Source organism: Bacillus sp. FJAT-27245 (genome assembly GCF_001273955.1).
In the GTDB taxonomy this organism is placed as follows: Bacteria; Bacillota; Bacilli; order Bacillales; family Cytobacillaceae; genus Bacillus_D.
In genome coordinates, this window is sequence record NZ_LIGI01000001.1 from 640,060 (window position 1) to 656,730 (window position 16,671).

The 16,671-nt window shown below is 47.9% G+C and carries 15 protein-coding genes; 11 read left to right on the plus strand and 4 right to left on the minus strand.

What is annotated here, in order from left to right:
- The first annotated feature begins 2 nt into the window (after positions 1-2).
- The gene (locus ADU24_RS03045) at positions 3-914 is read left to right on the plus strand and encodes an EamA family transporter (RefSeq protein WP_082306793.1); all 912 of its coding nucleotides are present in this window, start codon (positions 3-5) and stop codon (positions 912-914) included.
- A gap of 64 nt (positions 915-978) precedes the next feature.
- On the opposite strand, the gene ADU24_RS03050 is transcribed toward ADU24_RS03045, so the two are convergent.
- The 3 genes from ADU24_RS03050 to ADU24_RS23735 form a co-directional block, all read right to left on the minus strand.
- Positions 979-1,779 carry a YhcN/YlaJ family sporulation lipoprotein gene (locus tag ADU24_RS03050; protein WP_053365248.1) on the minus strand — a complete coding sequence of 267 codons (801 nt, stop codon included), beginning with the start codon at positions 1,777-1,779 and terminating at the stop codon, positions 979-981.
- A gap of 178 nt (positions 1,780-1,957) precedes the next feature.
- Positions 1,958-3,172: an MMPL family transporter gene (locus tag ADU24_RS23730; protein ID WP_442853733.1), complete on the minus strand. Its 1,215-nt coding sequence runs from the start codon at positions 3,170-3,172 to the stop codon at positions 1,958-1,960.
- 8 nt (positions 3,173-3,180) lie between these two features.
- Positions 3,181-4,185, minus strand: coding sequence for an MMPL family transporter (locus ADU24_RS23735; protein ID WP_442853734.1), 1,005 nt, complete (start codon positions 4,183-4,185; stop codon positions 3,181-3,183).
- A gap of 230 nt (positions 4,186-4,415) precedes the next feature.
- Between ADU24_RS23735 and ADU24_RS03060 the strand changes: the two genes are divergently transcribed.
- The 5 genes from ADU24_RS03060 to nikC all read left to right on the plus strand — a co-directional run bounded on the left by ADU24_RS03060 (position 4,416) and on the right by nikC (position 10,125).
- Positions 4,416-5,429 carry an ABC transporter ATP-binding protein gene (locus tag ADU24_RS03060; protein ID WP_053365249.1) on the plus strand — a complete coding sequence of 338 codons (1,014 nt, stop codon included), beginning with the start codon at positions 4,416-4,418 and terminating at the stop codon, positions 5,427-5,429.
- Complete coding sequence (locus tag ADU24_RS03065) at positions 5,410-6,375, plus strand: ABC transporter ATP-binding protein (RefSeq protein WP_053365250.1); 966 nt, start codon at positions 5,410-5,412, stop codon at positions 6,373-6,375. The genes ADU24_RS03060 and ADU24_RS03065 overlap by 20 nt, the downstream gene beginning before the upstream one ends.
- A 47-nt stretch (positions 6,376-6,422) precedes the next feature.
- The gene (locus tag ADU24_RS03070; protein ID WP_053368756.1) at positions 6,423-8,042 is read left to right on the plus strand and encodes an ABC transporter substrate-binding protein; all 1,620 of its coding nucleotides are present in this window, start codon (positions 6,423-6,425) and stop codon (positions 8,040-8,042) included.
- 160 nt (positions 8,043-8,202) lie between these two features.
- A complete protein-coding gene (locus ADU24_RS03075; RefSeq protein WP_053365251.1) occupies positions 8,203-9,207 on the plus strand; it encodes an ABC transporter permease in 1,005 nt (334 codons plus the stop codon).
- 18 nt (positions 9,208-9,225) lie between these two features.
- The gene (gene nikC / locus ADU24_RS03080; protein ID WP_053365252.1) at positions 9,226-10,125 is read left to right on the plus strand and encodes a nickel transporter permease; all 900 of its coding nucleotides are present in this window, start codon (positions 9,226-9,228) and stop codon (positions 10,123-10,125) included.
- Positions 10,126-10,458: 333 nt separating this feature from the next.
- On the opposite strand, the gene ADU24_RS03085 is transcribed toward nikC, so the two are convergent.
- On the minus strand, positions 10,459-11,616 hold the full coding sequence (locus ADU24_RS03085; protein ID WP_053365253.1) for a metallophosphoesterase: 1,158 nt from the start codon (positions 11,614-11,616) through the stop codon (positions 10,459-10,461).
- A 178-nt stretch (positions 11,617-11,794) separates the two neighbouring features.
- Between ADU24_RS03085 and ADU24_RS03090 the strand changes: the two genes are divergently transcribed.
- From ADU24_RS03090 to argJ, 5 genes are all read left to right on the plus strand, one after another.
- A complete protein-coding gene (locus tag ADU24_RS03090; protein ID WP_053365254.1) occupies positions 11,795-12,352 on the plus strand; it encodes a GNAT family N-acetyltransferase in 558 nt (185 codons plus the stop codon).
- A gap of 72 nt (positions 12,353-12,424) precedes the next feature.
- A complete protein-coding gene (locus ADU24_RS03095) occupies positions 12,425-12,805 on the plus strand; it encodes a VOC family protein (protein ID WP_053365255.1) in 381 nt (126 codons plus the stop codon).
- 55 nt (positions 12,806-12,860) lie between these two features.
- Positions 12,861-13,835, plus strand: a complete 975-nt coding sequence (locus tag ADU24_RS03100; protein WP_053368757.1) for a glycerophosphodiester phosphodiesterase family protein — start codon at positions 12,861-12,863, stop codon at positions 13,833-13,835.
- Positions 13,836-14,338: 503 nt separating this feature from the next.
- Positions 14,339-15,376 carry an N-acetyl-gamma-glutamyl-phosphate reductase gene (gene argC, locus ADU24_RS03105; RefSeq protein WP_053365256.1) on the plus strand — a complete coding sequence of 346 codons (1,038 nt, stop codon included), beginning with the start codon at positions 14,339-14,341 and terminating at the stop codon, positions 15,374-15,376.
- A gap of 56 nt (positions 15,377-15,432) precedes the next feature.
- Entirely contained in the window at positions 15,433-16,659 is a 1,227-nt protein-coding gene (gene argJ, locus ADU24_RS03110; RefSeq protein WP_442853735.1) for a bifunctional ornithine acetyltransferase/N-acetylglutamate synthase, read from the plus strand.
- The last annotated feature ends 12 nt before the right edge of the window (positions 16,660-16,671 follow it).

The following is a 16,671-nucleotide window of genomic DNA, read 5'->3' on the forward strand; positions in this document are numbered from 1 at the left end:
AGGTGAAAGCGGAACAATTGGCTATGCCGCACGTCCGGGGGAAGGGAATTGCCCTTGTGCTTATCGGTGCGACACTATGGGGAATATCAGGAACCGTTGCCCAATATTTATTTCAAAGGCAGGGCTTCAGTCCGGCTTGGCTTGTTGATATCAGGCTTCTTCTCGCTGGTTCGATTTTGCTGGCCATCGGTGGCGTGAAGGATCCAGCCGGAATAATGGGCATATGGAAAAACAGGCGCGATGCCGGAGCCCTCCTGTTATTCAGCATTCTCGGAATGCTCGCAGTGCAGTATACCTACTTCGCGGCAATTGACCATTCTAATGCGGCTGCGGCGACGGTCCTGCAATATCTTGCGCCAACGATGATTGCCGGGTATTTGGCGATTAAGGGAAAAAAGCTCCCTAACAAATGGGAAATTTCGGCGATAATACTCGCTCTAGCAGGAACACTTCTCCTTGTGACGAAGGGGAATATCGGGACATTGTCGATTTCAGGGCTTGCCGTCTTTTGGGGAATTGCATCCGCGGTCGCGCTTGCCTTTTATACACTTCAGCCAAGGAACCTTCTTGCGAAATGGGGTTCGGTCAACGTAACAGGCTGGGGGATGGTCACCGGCGGATTATGTTTCAGTTTCATTAATCCACCCTGGATGTTTAAAGGTTCTGTTTCGCCGGAATCCTTGCTTGCGGTAGTGTTTGTCGTCATTTTCGGGACGCTGATTGCATTTTACTGTTATTTGGAAAGCCTGAAATACATCAGCGCTTCCGAAACGAGCCTGCTCGCTTCTGTTGAGCCCCTGTCCGCGGCCTTTGTATCTGTCTTATGGTTGAGCGTCCCGTTTGGCGTGGAAGAATGGCTTGGAACTTTTTGCATTATCAGCACAATTGTCATTTTGGCAAAAAAGCGCGCTTAAGTAATGGCCATATCCATTTTCAAAATAAAGAAAGGGCGGCACAAACCATGCCGCCCGCCCTATTTTACCTTCCGAAAACTCCCCGCATTGTCCCTGTAAAGTCGTTAAACAGGCCGCCGCGGTTCCTGCCATCATTTATATCATTGGCATAGCCGTTCATTGTGTCATAGAAGTCAGGGTTGAAGGAAATGTAGACCTTGTGGATGTCCCTGTCAGCCTTCCGGACCTGGTCCGCTATCTTCTGTTCGAACTTCGTATTTACACTTGTGTAATTCGGGTCGCTGATGATATCCCGGTTGTCGTTTCCATAGCCCGTTACTGTGCCCCGATTGTTACCAAACCCGTTGTTATCTCCAAATCGTCCATCCATTCCATCGCCGTTCCCGAAGCCGACTGTTCCTCCAGGGCCATATCCTGCATCACGGTTTCCATCATTCCTGTTGTTCAATATGCCGTCATTGCCGTTCCGGTTTTTGTTTCCGGCGTCGCCTTTGCCATTGATGATGCCGTCATTGCCATGCTGATTAATCCGGCCATTGTCGAGCATATTCCCATCGTTGCCATCATTGCGATTTCCATTGTTGAACGTGCCAGCGCCATTACGTCCATTATTGTCATTCATACGCACTGCGACATAGGCGTTGTTGTTGGAAATGATAACGTGCGCCCTGTCGACATCTTTCAGCCGTTCAACAGCACGTGCCGCCCGGTCGGATACCCGAAGCTGCTGGTTATCGTTAAGCGTGTTGATTCTGGCCCCGTTGGACTGGATCCTGTTTTTTCCGTTATCGTTATTGTTAGTGCCGCAGCCAGCCAGTCCGAGAAGCAATAAAGCTGAAAGCAATACCTTGGAACTCTTTTTCACAAAACTCACTCCTTTTATTGTTGTTCGGAAGTTAGTTTGTGTGATTGGGGTTTTGCGTATTCACTTCAGCCTTTTGGAAAAAAAAGCCTTCATGTGAGTGGAAGGCTTTTAAAAATATTTTAATCCGGTGCTTACCGCTATTTAAGGTTAAACGCGGCGCTTACCGCCTTTTCTAAACTTAACCCGCCTGGTGTTCCTTCTGGCTTACGGTTGCTACCATGTTCCTTCTTGAAGGCCAGAATGCCCACTTTCCTAAAAGAACCGTGATGGCCGGAACCAGGAATGGCCTGACAATGAATGTATCGAGCAGGATGCCTATCGCTGTAATCGTCCCAAAATGGACAAGGATCTGGATAGGCAAAGTAGTCAGGACTATGAATGTGCCGGCAAGGATCAATCCCGCTGATGTAATGACAGCCCCCGATTCGGCGACTCCTTCTTTTACAGCACGCCACAAAGGCATTTCCTTGCTTTTCCGCCAAATGCCCGAAACCATGAAAATATTGTAGTCCTCACCAAGCGCGACGATGAACACAAAAGCATACAGCGGAATGAACCCCTGGATGGCCTCGACTCCAAACCCATAATGGAGGACAATCCAGCCAAGCCCAAGCGCGCTGAAGAAGGACAGGACAACCGTACCAATTAAATAGGCTGTAGCTGTTATGGATCGCAGATAGCCAAAAAGGAGTATCGCAATCAAGGCAAGAATGACGGGTATGATAACATTGCTGTCCTTAACAGTAATTTCCCTCGTGTCATACTGTTCAGCCGTTAAGCCGCCAATCCAAACCTTGTCGGGAGCATTGTCAATTGCTGCCCCTTCAAGCGCTGAGACTATTTTATCGCGGATGTCGGGAATATGATCTATCGCTTCGTTGGAATAAGGATTTTTGGCGAGTTTTACTTCATAAAGCTCCATTTCGGAATTGTTTTTCCCTGTCTCGGGATTCGATACATTTGCCACAAAGGGCAGGCTTTCAAGCACTTCCTTTATTCCTGTCTGTTTTCCCTCCGTATCGGCAATCACATGCACCGGCGCAAGGTCGCCAGGGCTATAGTGGTCGGCAATCAATGCAAATCCTTCACGCGAAGGCATATTTTTCGGGAAGGAGGAAAGCGTGTCGTACGTATAGTCTATCTTTGTGGAAAAGAACGCGAATCCCGCAAGGATCAGTGTGGTTGCCAATACAACCGTCCACGGCCTCTTTCCAATCAGCCCACCGACTTTTAGCCCTAGCCCCTCTTTCTTTTCTGAAGGAGAATAGGGCTTTCCTTTCCGTGCGGCCCGCTCCTTCTTCATTGCCGGGGTCCATGGAATAAAAGGATAGAAGGAAACGCGGCCGAGAATGCTAAGGATGGCCGGAACGAGTGTCAGGCTTGCCGCCATCATAATCAGGTTTACAAACTGAATGGAATGGCGAACCGATGAATCGAACCGTATTTCGCAAGCAGCAGGGCCAGCAAAGAGAAGACGACCGTCAATCCGCTCATTGCGATTGCTCCTGATGAACTGCTGATGGCGAGGCGCATCGCTGTGAATTTATCTTTCTCTTTTTCAAGATGGCTTCTATAGCTTGAGATGAGGAACAAGCAATAATCCGTTCCGGCACCGAAAAGCAGGACGGTCATAATCGAAAGGCCCTGGCTATCGAATTCCGCCCAGCCATTCTCGCCGACCCAGCCAAGTACCGGGCTGATAATCCCGTAAGCAATGCCGACGCCGATAAGCGGGACAAGCGCAAGAATCGGGGACCTGTAGATAACAAGCAAAAGGATAAGCACAATGGCAACAGTGCCAAATAACAGGCTCAAGTCGCCCTGGGAAAAAAGCTTATTGGCATCCAGGGAAATACCGGCCGGCCCTGTTATCCTAGCAAGTAGTTCATTCTCCGTTCCTGCTTTTACTTCCAATGGATTTTTTACAAAGTTGCCCTTTATTGTTCTTTCTATTTCCCCAATTCCTTTTTCAAGATCTTCCGGCCCTGCATCTTCCTGAAAGGAGACAGGAATGATGAGGGTCGTCCCATCCTGTGAAACCATTCCTCTTAAAGCCTCGGGGGGCAACTGGTGAAAGGGGGGGATGCTCTCCTGGTAGCTTGCCGGATGGTCGCTGAGTTTTTTTACAACGGTCTGGATGGCGTGCAAATCGTTCGTCTCCAGTCCGCTTCCCCGGTGCCATGCGAGCAAGGCGGGAATTCCTTTGTCAGCAGGGAACTCTGAATCCGCAATTGCCTTTGCCAGCTGGGAGGGGGCGTCTTTCCCCAAATCACCGGCTGTCTCTGTTTTTTGCGAGTTCGCCTGCGGAAAAGCGAGATTCAGGATTGCCAGAAGAGCAATCCAACTAAACAAAGTTATCCACCTTCCGTATTTCCCTCCTGGATAATGCCACAATTTTTCCTTCATAGTTTCCCTCCTGTTTCTGTGTAACTTTCCAAGAGAATCAATCCATCCTAACCTAACATGCAAATCCTATTTTCCCATCCTATATTATAGCGTGGATTATGTTGGGAAAATTTTTTGGTGTTTGACAAATTTAGACACAAATAAGAAAATTTAAGTGTCATAATAGTTTATAAATTTAGTATAATCCCAATATTCTATTAATAATACATAGTTAAGGCGGGGGCGGCAAAATGGCAAAAGAGGCGATATTAAAAATAAATCAGTTAAAAGTGTCCTTCCAAACCGGTAAAAGGCTGCTTCCTGCAGTAGACGGTATTAGCTTTGAAGTGAAAAAGGGAGAAATACTCGGAATTGTCGGCGAGTCCGGGAGCGGAAAGAGTGTAACTTCCCTTGCAGCTATGGGATTGATTCCTTCCCCGCCAGGCAAAATTGAGCATGGGGAAATTCTTTTTGAAGGAAGGAACCTGGCCGGCCTGCCCGAGAAAGAGTGGAGGAAAATCCGCGGCAATCAAATCTCGATGATTTTCCAGGAACCTATGACCTCATTAAACCCCTTATTCACAATCGGAAACCAGTTGTCCGAAGCAATTCGCCTACACACAAACCTTTCAAAGGCGGAAACGAAAGTGCGCTGCCTGCAATTGCTGCAATTAGTAGGAATACCTAGAGCGGAAGGCATCTTGAAGGAGTATCCGCACCAGCTTTCGGGAGGAATGCGCCAGCGCGTCATGATTGCGATGGCAATGGCCTGCAACCCGAAAGTTTTAATAGCGGATGAACCTACTACGGCGCTGGATGTGACGATTCAGGCCCAGATTCTTGCCTTGATGAAGGATTTAAACGAAAAAACGGATACAACCGTTATTCTCATTACCCACGACCTCGGCGTTGTGGCGGAAATTTGCGAGCGAGTCATCGTCATGTATTCGGGACAGATTGTGGAGGAAGGCGACGTCAGGACAATTTTAAAAAACCCGAAACACCCGTATACGCGGGGACTCCTAAAGTCGGTTCCTGACTTGCGATTAAAAAAAGATCGGCTGTACAGCATTCCCGGCAATGTGCCAAGGCCAGGGACAATTGTGAATGGTTGCAGATTCGCCCCGCGGTGCGCGGAGGTGTTCGGGAGATGCATGGAAGAGACGCCCGATTTGTATAAAATGGGACAGCCAGGGCATGAAGTCCGCTGCTTTTTATATGAAACGAGCGAGAGGAGCGGGGAAAATGCAAGAGTTACTTCTTGAAGTGAACGGCCTGAAAAAATATTTCCCAATAGCCGGCGGCCTGTTCGGAAGGAAGGTCGGCGAGGTAAAAGCGGTCGATGATGTGTCCTTTTATGTGAGGAAGGGAGAGACGCTCGGCATTGTCGGGGAAAGCGGCTGCGGAAAATCAACAACAGGCCGCCTGCTTATGCGATTGATCGAGGCGAGTTACGGGTCGATTCTTTTTGAAGATAAAGAGATTACGAGAATGTCGCAGGCAGAACTGAGAAAAGTGCGCCGGGACATACAGATGGTATTCCAGGATCCGTACGCATCGTTGAACCCCCGCCATTCAGTCGAAGAAATCTTGGAGGAGCCTTTGATTGTCCATGGAATCGGCTCGAAGGAGGAACGGAGGAAACTGGTGAAGGAAATGCTCGAGGTCGTTGGGCTGAGCAGTTTTCACGCCAGGCGCTATCCCCACCAGTTCAGCGGGGGGCAAAGGCAGCGGATCGGTATTGCCAAGGCATTGATGACAAAACCAAAACTCATTATTGCCGATGAACCCGTTTCCGCCTTGGATGTTTCAATCCAGGCGCAGGTATTGAATTTAATGAAGGATATTCAAAAGGAATTCCACCTTACATATATTTTTATCGCACACGATCTGGGAGTCGTCCGCCATATTAGTGATAGGGTTGGGGTTATGTACCTCGGCCGCCTTATTGAATTGGCAGGAAGCGAGGAATTGTATGAAAATCCTAAGCACCCATATACAAAGGCGCTTTTGTCCGCCGTACCGGTTCCCGACCCTGATTTAAAGAAAGAAACCATTTTGATTGAGGGGGAGCTGCCGAGCCCCGCCAATCCTCCGTCTGGCTGCGCGTTCCATACAAGGTGTTCTGCATGCATGGAAGTTTGCACCAAAGTCCGGCCTGAAGGTATTACGAATGATGGTCATTACGTCGCATGCCACCTTTATGGCTGAGGAAATGCGGCGGGATTGATAAATTAGAAAACGGGGGKAAAAAGGCTATGAAAAAAAATCTTAAGGTGCTCTTGATTGCGCTGCTGGCGGTAGGCTTGTTGCTGGCTGGGTGCAACAGCGGGGGCGGCACAAAGAAGTCCTCAACCGGGAAAGAACAATCCTCCGGGGATACGACGCCGAAACAGGATACGCTTGTTTATGCGCGTGGCGGAGACTCGGTAACACTTGACCCAATTACAACGACGGAAGGCGAAACGTTCAAGGTAACTGAAAATATTTATGATACCCTGGTCAGCTTCGGTGATAGCGATACATCCACCCAGCCAGGATTGGCTGCAAGCTGGGAATTGTCGGATGATTCCCTCACCTATACATTCAAACTGCAAAAAGGCGTTAAGTTCCATGATGGCACCGATTTCAATGCCGAAGCGGTCAAATACAATTTTGAGCGATGGGCAGGCGGCGATGAAGAAAAATTCCCTTACTACACCATGTTCGGCGGCTATAAGGGAGACGAAGGGCATGTCATCCAGGAAGTAAAGGTTGTCGATGAGCATACAATCCAGTTTATCCTGAAACGGCCCCAGGCAACTTTCCTGGTAAACCTTGCTATGTCATGCTTCGGAATCTCAAGCCCCGCAGCCCTTGAAAAGTACGGCGAAGCATACCGCAAAAACCCGGTTGGAACCGGTCCGTTCAAGTTTGTCGAATGGAAAGAGAATGACACCATCACTCTTGAAAAAAATGAAAATTACTGGCAGAAAGGCTTCCCTAAATTGAACAAAGTCATTTTCCGGGTCATCCCTGAAAATACTGCTCGCCTCAATGCACTTGCCAATGGAGAAATCGATATGATGGATGGCCTCAACTATTCAGAAGTAGCCCAGGTTGAAGGGAATGATAAGCTTCAGTTGATTGAGCGCCCGTCCATGAACGTGGGCTACCTTGGCTTTACGACAACGAGAAAGCCGTTCGACAATAAACTTGTCAGGCAGGCTCTAAACCATGCGATTGACAAGGAATCCATTATCGAGGCTTTCTATGCCGGTATGGCTAAACCAGCAATCAATCCGATGCCGCCGTCAATCCAAGGGTACAACGAAGAAATCGAAGCATATCCATATGATTTGGAGAAAGCAAAGGAATTGCTGAAGGAAGCTGGTTTTGAAAAAGGCTTTAAAATGGACCTCTGGGCTATGCCTGTAGCGCGCCTTTATATGCCTGAAGGGCTAAAGGTCGCCGAAATCATCCAGGAAAGCTTCAGTAAAATTGGCGTTCAGGCGGAAATCAAGCAAGTTGACTGGCCGACGTATCTCGATAAAGCGAAAAAAGGCGAATTTGATGCATTCATGCTTGGCTGGACAGGAGATAATGGCGATGCCGACAACTTCCTTTATACACTCCTGGATAAGGACAGCATCGGAGGAAGCAACTATTCCCGTTATGTGAATGAGGAGCTTCACAATATTTTGATCCAGGCCCAGTCGGAGACGGATGAAGAAAAGCGGGCGGAACTTTACAAGCAGGCTCAGGTTATCATTCACGATGACGCCCCGTGGGTGCCGCTTGTCCACTCAAGGCCGCTTTCCGCAGCTGTTAAAGAAATTACCGGCTATGTTCCACACCCAACAGGATCCGAATCTCTCATGAAAGTCGAGTTTAAATAAGTTGCCGGCTGAAAGGGGAGCTTGCTCCCCTTTTGGCCTTAAATGGCGCGTAAAGAGGTTTTTCATAATGTCGATGTTATTTTCAAGACCGATATAAATCAGGTGAAAGAAACGACATAAACCTTTTGGGAAAACACAAAAAAGAGGAGGTGCGGGAAGGATGATGACATACTCCATAAGGCGAATCCTATCACTCATTCCTGTCCTAATCGGAATGACCCTCATCGTTTTTGCAATCATACATGCGATTCCCGGCGACCCTGCCCAGGTCATCCTTGGGCAAAGGGCGACAAAGGAATCAATTGAAGCGCTGACAGCCCAACTTGGATTGGACCGTCCATGGTACATACAGTATTTTGACTACCTTAAATCCCTTCTTCAAGGGGATCTCGGAACTTCTTTGAGGACAAGAGGCCCAATAAGCGAGGAAGTTTGGCCATATCTGGCCGCTACAGCAGAGCTGGCGTTTGCGGCCATGGTCATCGCTGTCATCATTGGTGTAAACGCGGGGATTATTTCCGCCTGGTTTTCGAATTCATGGTTTGATTATGTGGCCATGGTCATCGCGCTTGTCGGGGTGTCGATGCCAATTTTTTGGCTTGGCTTGATGGGTCAATATTTATTTTCGATTGAACTGGGTTGGCTTCCTACAACCGGCAGGGAAAATGTAAGGGACCCAATAACGGCGATAACGAATTTATATTTGCTCGACACATTGCTCCAGGGGCGGTTCGACCAATTTGTTGTGGCGGCAAGGCATCTTATTTTGCCGAGCATGGCGCTTGCGACTATCCCGATGGCTATTATAGCGCGAATGACCAGGTCTTCAATGCTTGAGGTTATGAAATCAGATTATATCCGGACGGCGAGGGCAAAAGGATTGCCAATGTTCTGGGTCGTCTTTAAGCATTCATTGAAAAATGCCGTCATTCCGGTTATGACGATTATCGGGCTTCAGACAGGCCTTTTGCTTGGCGGAGCGATCCTGACAGAAACGATATTCGGCTGGCCGGGAATCGGGCGCTATTTATACGATGCAATCAGTTATCGCGATTACCCTGTCATCCAATCCGGGATTTTAATTATCGCGGGAATTTTTGTATTGATTAATCTAATCGTCGATCTTTTATATGCATTCGTGGATCCGCGCATCAAATACAATTGAGGATGGGAGGGAAAGAACGTGGCAGAACTGGCAAAACATACAGGCAATATGCCGGTCAATTCCGTTGAGGAGGATGCGGTATCCCCTTGGAAGGAAGCATGGCACTCATTTCGCAAAAACAGGCTCGCGCTCATTGGCCTCTTTATCGTACTATTCTTTATTTTCATTGCGGCTATAGCCCCTTATATTGCTCCATACAGTTTTCGTGACCAGGTTCTGGCGGACAGGTTTTTGCCTCCATCCGAGAAACATTGGTTCGGAACGGATGATTTTGGTAGGGATATCTTTTCGAGGATTCTTTATGGTGCCCGGATCTCCTTATGGGTCGGATTTTTCTCTGTATTGGCTTCATCGATAATTGGAACTTTTTTAGGAATCATCGCCGGTTATTATGGGCGCTGGGTAGATGGGCTCATATCCCGCTTATTTGATATCATGCTTGCGTTTCCGAGTATCCTCCTGGCGATTGCGATTGTCGCGATCCTTGGCCCGTCGCTCCGGAATGCTTTAATTGCAATTGCAGTCATCAATATTCCTAATTTCGGGAGGCTTGTCCGGTCGAAGGTTCTAAGTGTAAAGCAGGAGGAGTATATTATGTCCGCAAAGGCGGTCGGGATGAAGGATAGCCGCATCCTGTTCAGGCATATCCTGCCGAACAGCATAACGCCTGTCATCGTCCAGGCGACTCTTGCGATTGCAACTGCGATTATTGAAGCGGCTGCGCTTGGCTTCCTCGGAATGGGGGCGCGGCCGCCAGAACCGGAATGGGGAAGGATGCTTGCAGATTCGAAAAACTATTTAATGCAGGCGCCGTGGACGTTATTTTTCCCAGGCATGGCGATCATGCTGACGGTGCTCGGCTTTAACCTGATGGGAGACGGGCTTCGCGATGTGCTTGATCCAAAAATGAAAAATTAATGCGGGAGGCCATTTAAAGCCCTCCTTTTTTTGGTTTAGGAAGCTCTGCTGCGAATGGGAGAGTTTTTTCTAACAGGGGTTCTAGTTCACTAAGGGATTATACGCGGGTTGCCGAAAAGCGGTCCAGGTGAATAGGCAGTTGCCTTGTTTTTAGGAGAGTGCTTTTATAAAACCGGCAGTTCGTTCACCTGTTGCCACCTCGGCGGTATGGTTAACTTGGGGAAGGGGAGCTATAATTGTGGCGGAAATGTTACAGTTTTGGCTATCGAGTTGGAAGTCCCGGATATAATTAAAAAGTTAAGGAAGGTATCAATAAAAAGGAGCCCCTTTAGCCTAGAGGATGGCTCCTTCGTTTTTGTTGAAGTGCGGTTCGGCCTTCTTGGCAAACGCCACATCAAGTTCAATTATCTCCGAGCGGCTCCCAAGCCTTAGGGGCGGACCCCAAAAGCCAAATCCCGATGAGACAATAGTATGCATGTCTCCTTTTTTCAAATGGCCCCAATCAATTTCAAATAATTTTCTCGTTATCAGATGGTTCGGCGCCATCTGCCCCCGGTGTGTATGGCCGCATAAAAGCAGGTCGACGCCATTTTCCGCCGCAATCGAGACCTCGGCGGGCTGGTGGTCCATCATAATAATCGGCATGGACGGGTCCGCGGCGGCCAAAAGGTCATTCACTACTTGGCGAAATTTATCGGTTTTGTCCTTCCTGCCAGCAAGGAAGAATGATTCATCGATTTCCACTACCTCATCCTGAAGGATTTGAATGCCGGCCTTGTTCATTTCCCGCACAAACTCCGGGATGGCTCCGCCGTAATATTCATGGTTGCCAAGCACCCCGTAAACGCCAAGCGGCGCGGACAATTCCTTTATTACATCACCCATTTTTTTACGGATAAACGGTTCAGGGTCATCCTCAATAATGTCACCGGGCAAAAGAATAATATCTGGCTGGAGCCCGTTTGTTTTTTCAACAAGCCTGCGGAGATGGGCAAGTCCGGATAAATTGCCAAAATGCATATCCGAAGCCATCGCGATTTTCAGCTTTTCGCGTTCGCCCGCTTGTTTTGGAATCGTAATCGAATATTTTTTAATCACAGGGGTGTAGGCATTATAGGTCCCAACGACGAAAATGACTGCAAAGACCGCAAGTACAAGCAGGCCCGTCCAAAAAATAACATGACCAGAGGGAAGACCCGTTTCTATCAGAATATATCCTGCAAGGTCCGCAAGCGGTAGCAGGAGAAGCGCATATTGCAATAAGCCAAACCAGTAAGAACCGATTATAGTGAATACCGGCATCCTGAATTTGGCTCTTCCCAATAGATAGGAGAAGGCCAATATGAAAACAATAGCACCATACAGCGGGACGGGAGGCATTGGAGCCCCGGCTGATTCAAGCCAGATCCAGCCATTCCAGCCTATATATGAAACAAGCAAGGAATAAATAATGAAAAAGATTGTAAAACCGGAAATCATCCTGAACTTCATGATTCGGCTCCTTTCCTGGCGGGAAACTTTAAAACTAGTATAAACATTATTGCCTTAAAAAGCTTTCTGAAACGTGGCCCGAAATACATCTATGCAGAAGTAGCGTTTAGGTATATAATTGGTGAAATCAATTTGGAAGAATTAACCGAATGGGTGGGTATGAAAGGAAGCGAGTCGCATGGATCCTATTTTAAAAGAGTTTCCCAGCGAATTTGAGACTGAGAGATTACTGATCAGGATGCCGAAACCTGGTGATGGAAAAGCAGTATTTGAAGCGATCCAGGCCTCACTTCAGGAATTAAAGCCATGGATGCCGTTCGCCAATATCGAACAAACCGAAGAGGATGTGGAAGCAAACATCCGGGAGGCCTATGCTAAGTTCATCAAACGGGAAGACCTCCGGCTGCTCGTGTTCGACAAGCAATCGGGAATGCTAATCGGCTCATCCGGTCTTCACAGGATTAATTGGAGCATTCCGAAATTCGAAATTGGCTATTGGATTGACAGCCGCCACAGCAGAAAAGGTTTTATGACGGAAGCTGTCCGGGGAATTGTTGATTTTGCCATTTCCGAACTTTCCGCCAAAAGAATTGAAATTCGCTGTGATTCCCGGAATGTGAAAAGCAGGGCGATACCTGAACGGTTGGGTTTTCAATTGGAAGGAATCCTGAGAAACGATGAGCTTTCCGTTGACGGGGAATTGCGCGATACATGCGTTTTTTCAAAAATATTCTAGCATGCTTTCAACTGCAAAACCCATATGCTATACTGCTTGAGAACCATGCACAATTTAGGAGGTTACAAAAATATGCGAAGCGCAAGCCCATATGTTCTAGTAGATAACTGCCAGGAGGCAATCGAGTACTACCAGGGGATACTTGGCGGTGAAGTAAAAGTCCTGAATGAACATGCAGGAAATCTACTCCACGCCGAGCTTCATTTCGGCAACGGCTCCTACATCCATTTTGCATTCAAATTCAAGCAGGAACCGGTTCCTGGCGATATGGTCAAGATTATCCTTACGTTCGATACAGAGGATGAAATGAGGAACGCCTATACTTCCCTTAGCGAGGAAGGCAAAGTAACAGTCGAGATCCAGGATACATTCTTTGGCGCGCTCCATGCCCAGGTAACCGATAAATACGGGGTCAACTGGGTAATGAACTACTTTAAACAGCAGCAGGCATAAGATTGGGGAGGCATTGTCCGGTTGGAGGGCAATGTCTTTTTTTACTAAGGGGGGAATGCTTATGAAGAAGCGCAAAATCGTGAGGCGGATAGCTGTTTTCTTGGCAGTGCTAGCCGTTTTTATTTTTTTGAACAATACATCCATCTTCGGCAAAGATTCCGGGCACCCTAAGATTCTTGCCCACAGGGGAGTAGCCCAGACGTTTAACATGTCAAGCATCACGAATGAAACGTGCACGGCAGAACGGATTTATCCGCCGGAGCATGGCTACCTGGAAAACACAATTCCGTCGATGGAAGCTGCCTTTAAAGCCGGGGCGGATGTTGTTGAATTGGATATCCATCCAACGAAGGATGGGCAGTTTGCAGTGTTCCATGACTGGGAACTGAACTGCAGGACGAACGGGTCGGGCGTTACAAGGGATTATACGATGGCGGACTTAAAGAAGCTGGATATTGGCTATGGCTATACGGCTGACAACGGAAAAAATTTTCCACTCAGAGGGAAGGGCATTGGGCTGATGCCCACGCTCGATGAAGTGTTAAAACGGTTTCCTGATAAAGATTTGCTGATTCATATAAAGAGCAACGATCCCGAGGAAGGGAAAATGCTAGCGGACTATCTACGAGGTTTTTCAAAGGAGAGGCTTGGACAGCTTACGGTATATGGAGGGGACGAGCCGATTGCTTCCCTTAAAGAGGAGCTGCCGGATTTAAGGGCCATGTCAAAGGCGACTCTGAAAAGCTGTCTCCTCCCCTATATGGCTGTTGGATGGACGGGCTATGTGCCAAAGACATGCGAGCAGACACAGGTCCACGTCCCGGAAAAAATAGCGCCGTGGCTATGGGGCTGGCCCGGGAAATTTGCGGGCCGAATGGAAGATGCCGGAACGAGGGTAGTCCTTGTAGCCGGCGATGGGGGTTTTTCAGAGGGATTTGATTCCAAAGAGGATATACAAAGGCTTCCAGAAAATTTTTCGGGCTGGGTGTGGACAAACAGGGTTGATACGGTTACAAAGTTTTTGAAATAGCGAAATTTTAAAAGGAACAGGCTACGGATTGCGGCCTGTTTTTTGGTGTCGGCTTACTGGCTAAAAGTTAAATGATATTGATTGAATAATTTTTTTACACAATTAGTTGGTATGAAAGTTGATTGGAGCGGAGGGCACCGACTCCTCGAAAACGCTACCGCGTTTCCTTCGTGCGTGGGCAAGTTCGAGGATGATCTTCAGTGTCCTGCGGGATGCAGCGGCAAGGTGGAGACCCCACAGGCGCTTGCGCCGAGGAGACTCCACTGACGCCCCGCGGAAAGCGTGTGCCCGTAGCGGAAATCAACCGCAAGGTTCAATTTGAATACACTTGTATTCTTCAACTTATATAAATTTTTATACAGTAAAGTGCATAGTACTTATCCTTCATAACAGATTTTTAGGGTTAAATGAGCGTTTATCAGAAAGATTTAAATTTTTTCAAAAGATTACTTGCATAATTATTAATATGTATCTATAATAATTCAATATTGGAGGGATGAAGTGTGAAAGCAGCGATTATTGGTGGAACGGGATACAGTGCACTTGAATTGATTCGGCTCATAAATAAACATCCGCACCTGGAATTGGGGCCAATCATATCCAGTTCAACTGCAGGAACTGTGTTCAGCGAAGTTTTTCCGCATGCGGCAGGAACAATTGACAACGAAATGGTAAGTTTTGATGCGGAAAAGATTAGCAAGGAAGCAGAAATTGTCTTTCTTGCCGTCCCATCAGGCATCAGCAAAACACTCGTTCCCGAACTTGCGGAATACGGCGTCCGGTGCATTGATTTATCTGGGGACCTCAGGCTTACTTCACCGGAAGCCTATGAAAAGTGGTACGGCCACTCACCAGCAGATGAGCAAATTATCAGCCAGGCGGTTTATGGATTAAGCGAAATCTATGCTGACAATATAAAGAATTCGAGAATCATAGCAAACCCGGGCTGTTATCCGACGGCTTCCATCTTGGGGCTGCTGCCTATTATAAAAAGTGGGCTTGCGGACTTGCAATCTATCATTATTGATGCCAAATCGGGTGTTTCAGGAGCGGGACGGGGCGTATCCCTTGGTACACACTTCTCCGAGGTGAACGAAAATTTTAAAGCTTACAAGCTGGGTTCCCACCAGCATATTCCTGAAATTGAGCAAATTCTTTCGAAAGAGGCAGGCAAGCCGGTACTGGTAACATTCACCGCCCACCTCGCCCCGATGACGAGAGGCATCCTTGCTACTATATATGTTAACTTGACGGAATCAATCTCATTGGAAGAAGTCAGGAAGCTTTATCGCGAGTACTACGGCGGCCATCCTTTTGTAAGAATAAGGCCTGAAGGGAATCTTCCGGCGACAAAGGAAGTGGCCGGGAGCAATTACTGTGATGTCGGGCTTTATGTAGATGAAAGGACAAACAGGCTGACGATTGTATCCGCAATCGACAATCTCATGAAAGGGGCGGCCGGCCAGGCCATTCAAAATGCAAACCTGATGAATGGCTGGGATGTCCGGGCAGGCCTTGAAAATATTCCGGTTTATCCTTAATTGAAAAGTAAATTTTTATAAAAATTCATTCCGAATGGAAAGAGGAGGAACAGCACGTGCAGGCAATAGTGAGTGGGAAAGTTGATTCGGAAGGGAAGAGCGTTTTTATTTTGCCGAAGGGATTTAAGGCAGGAGGGCTGCACTGCGGCATCAAGAGGAAGCGCCATGATTTAGGCTATATCGTATCGGAGGTTCCTGCTGTTGCGGCCGGCGTATATACAACGAACAGCTTTCAGGCTGCGCCTCTGGTAGTTACTCAAAAGAGCATTGCAGTTGAAAATAAAATTCAGGCTCTGGTTGTTAATTCCGGCAACGCCAATGCCTGCACAGGCGATCAGGGAATCCAGGATGCTTATGAAATGCAACAGCTGTTCGCGGGGATGCTCGGAATCGGCAGCCACCTCGTCGCTGTTACCTCAACAGGCGTCATCGGGGAACTGCTACCGATGGATTGCATCCGCAAGGGTATATCCACAATTCTTAATCCTGAATTTGAGGGACCGGAGGAGTTTCAAAAAGCAATTTTAACGACAGACACTTGCGTGAAAAGCGCTGCTGTCGAAATCAATATAAACGGAAAAACCGTTACAATCAGCGGGGCGGGAAAGGGCTCGGGGATGGTTCATCCGAATATGGCCACAATGCTCGCCTTTGTCACAACGGATGCCAACATTGAACAGGCAGCTTTGCTTTTAGCTTTGAAGGATACAACGAATAAAACCTTTAATATGATTACGGTCGATGGGGACTCAAGCACGAATGACATGGTCCTCGTCATGGCAAACGGTCTTGCCGGGAACGAAACCCTTAATGCAGAACACCCAGACTGGCAGGCATTTGCGGACGGCCTTAAAGAGGTTTGTGAATCTCTCGCAAAACAAATCGCCCGCGATGGCGAGGGTGCGACAAAGCTTGTCGAGGTAAAAGTGGTTGGCGCAAAGAGCCTTGAAGATGCCAGGGCAGTGGGCAAAACAATCATCTCTTCGAACCTTGTAAAGACGGCGATTTACGGCCAGGATGCAAACTGGGGCCGGATTGTCGCGGCAATCGGCTATAGCGGCGTTCCTGTCGTCCCGGAAAAAGTTGCAGTCTCAATCGGTTCCTGTCCTGTTTTTGCGAACGGCTTGCCGCTTCCTTTTTCTGAAGATGAGGCAAAGGAATATCTCGCCGGAACCGAAGTCGATATTTTGGTTGATCTGAACGAGGGGGATGCGGAAGCGTCGGCGTGGGGATGCGACCTCACGTATGATTATGTGAAAATTAACGCATCATACCGGACCTGATTTTCAAACGGG

Coding starts and splice junctions, on each gene's coding strand:
- ADU24_RS03065 (WP_053365250.1), top strand. CDS start 5,410: ATGCAAGAGTTACTTCTTGAAGTGAACGGCCTGAAAAAATATTTCCCA.
- ADU24_RS23730 (WP_442853733.1), bottom strand. CDS start 3,172: ATGATGGCGGCAAGCCTGACACTCGTTCCGGCCATCCTTAGCATTCTC.
- ADU24_RS23735 (WP_442853734.1), bottom strand. CDS start 4,185: ATGAAGGAAAAATTGTGGCATTATCCAGGAGGGAAATACGGAAGGTGG.
- ADU24_RS03075 (WP_053365251.1), top strand. CDS start 8,203: ATGATGACATACTCCATAAGGCGAATCCTATCACTCATTCCTGTCCTA.
- ADU24_RS03060 (WP_053365249.1), top strand. CDS start 4,416: ATGGCAAAAGAGGCGATATTAAAAATAAATCAGTTAAAAGTGTCCTTC.
- ADU24_RS03070 (WP_053368756.1), top strand. CDS start 6,423: ATGAAAAAAAATCTTAAGGTGCTCTTGATTGCGCTGCTGGCGGTAGGC.
- ADU24_RS03100 (WP_053368757.1), top strand. CDS start 12,861: ATGCTTATGAAGAAGCGCAAAATCGTGAGGCGGATAGCTGTTTTCTTG.
- ADU24_RS03085 (WP_053365253.1), bottom strand. CDS start 11,616: ATGAAGTTCAGGATGATTTCCGGTTTTACAATCTTTTTCATTATTTAT.
- ADU24_RS03095 (WP_053365255.1), top strand. CDS start 12,425: ATGCGAAGCGCAAGCCCATATGTTCTAGTAGATAACTGCCAGGAGGCA.
- ADU24_RS03090 (WP_053365254.1), top strand. CDS start 11,795: ATGGATCCTATTTTAAAAGAGTTTCCCAGCGAATTTGAGACTGAGAGA.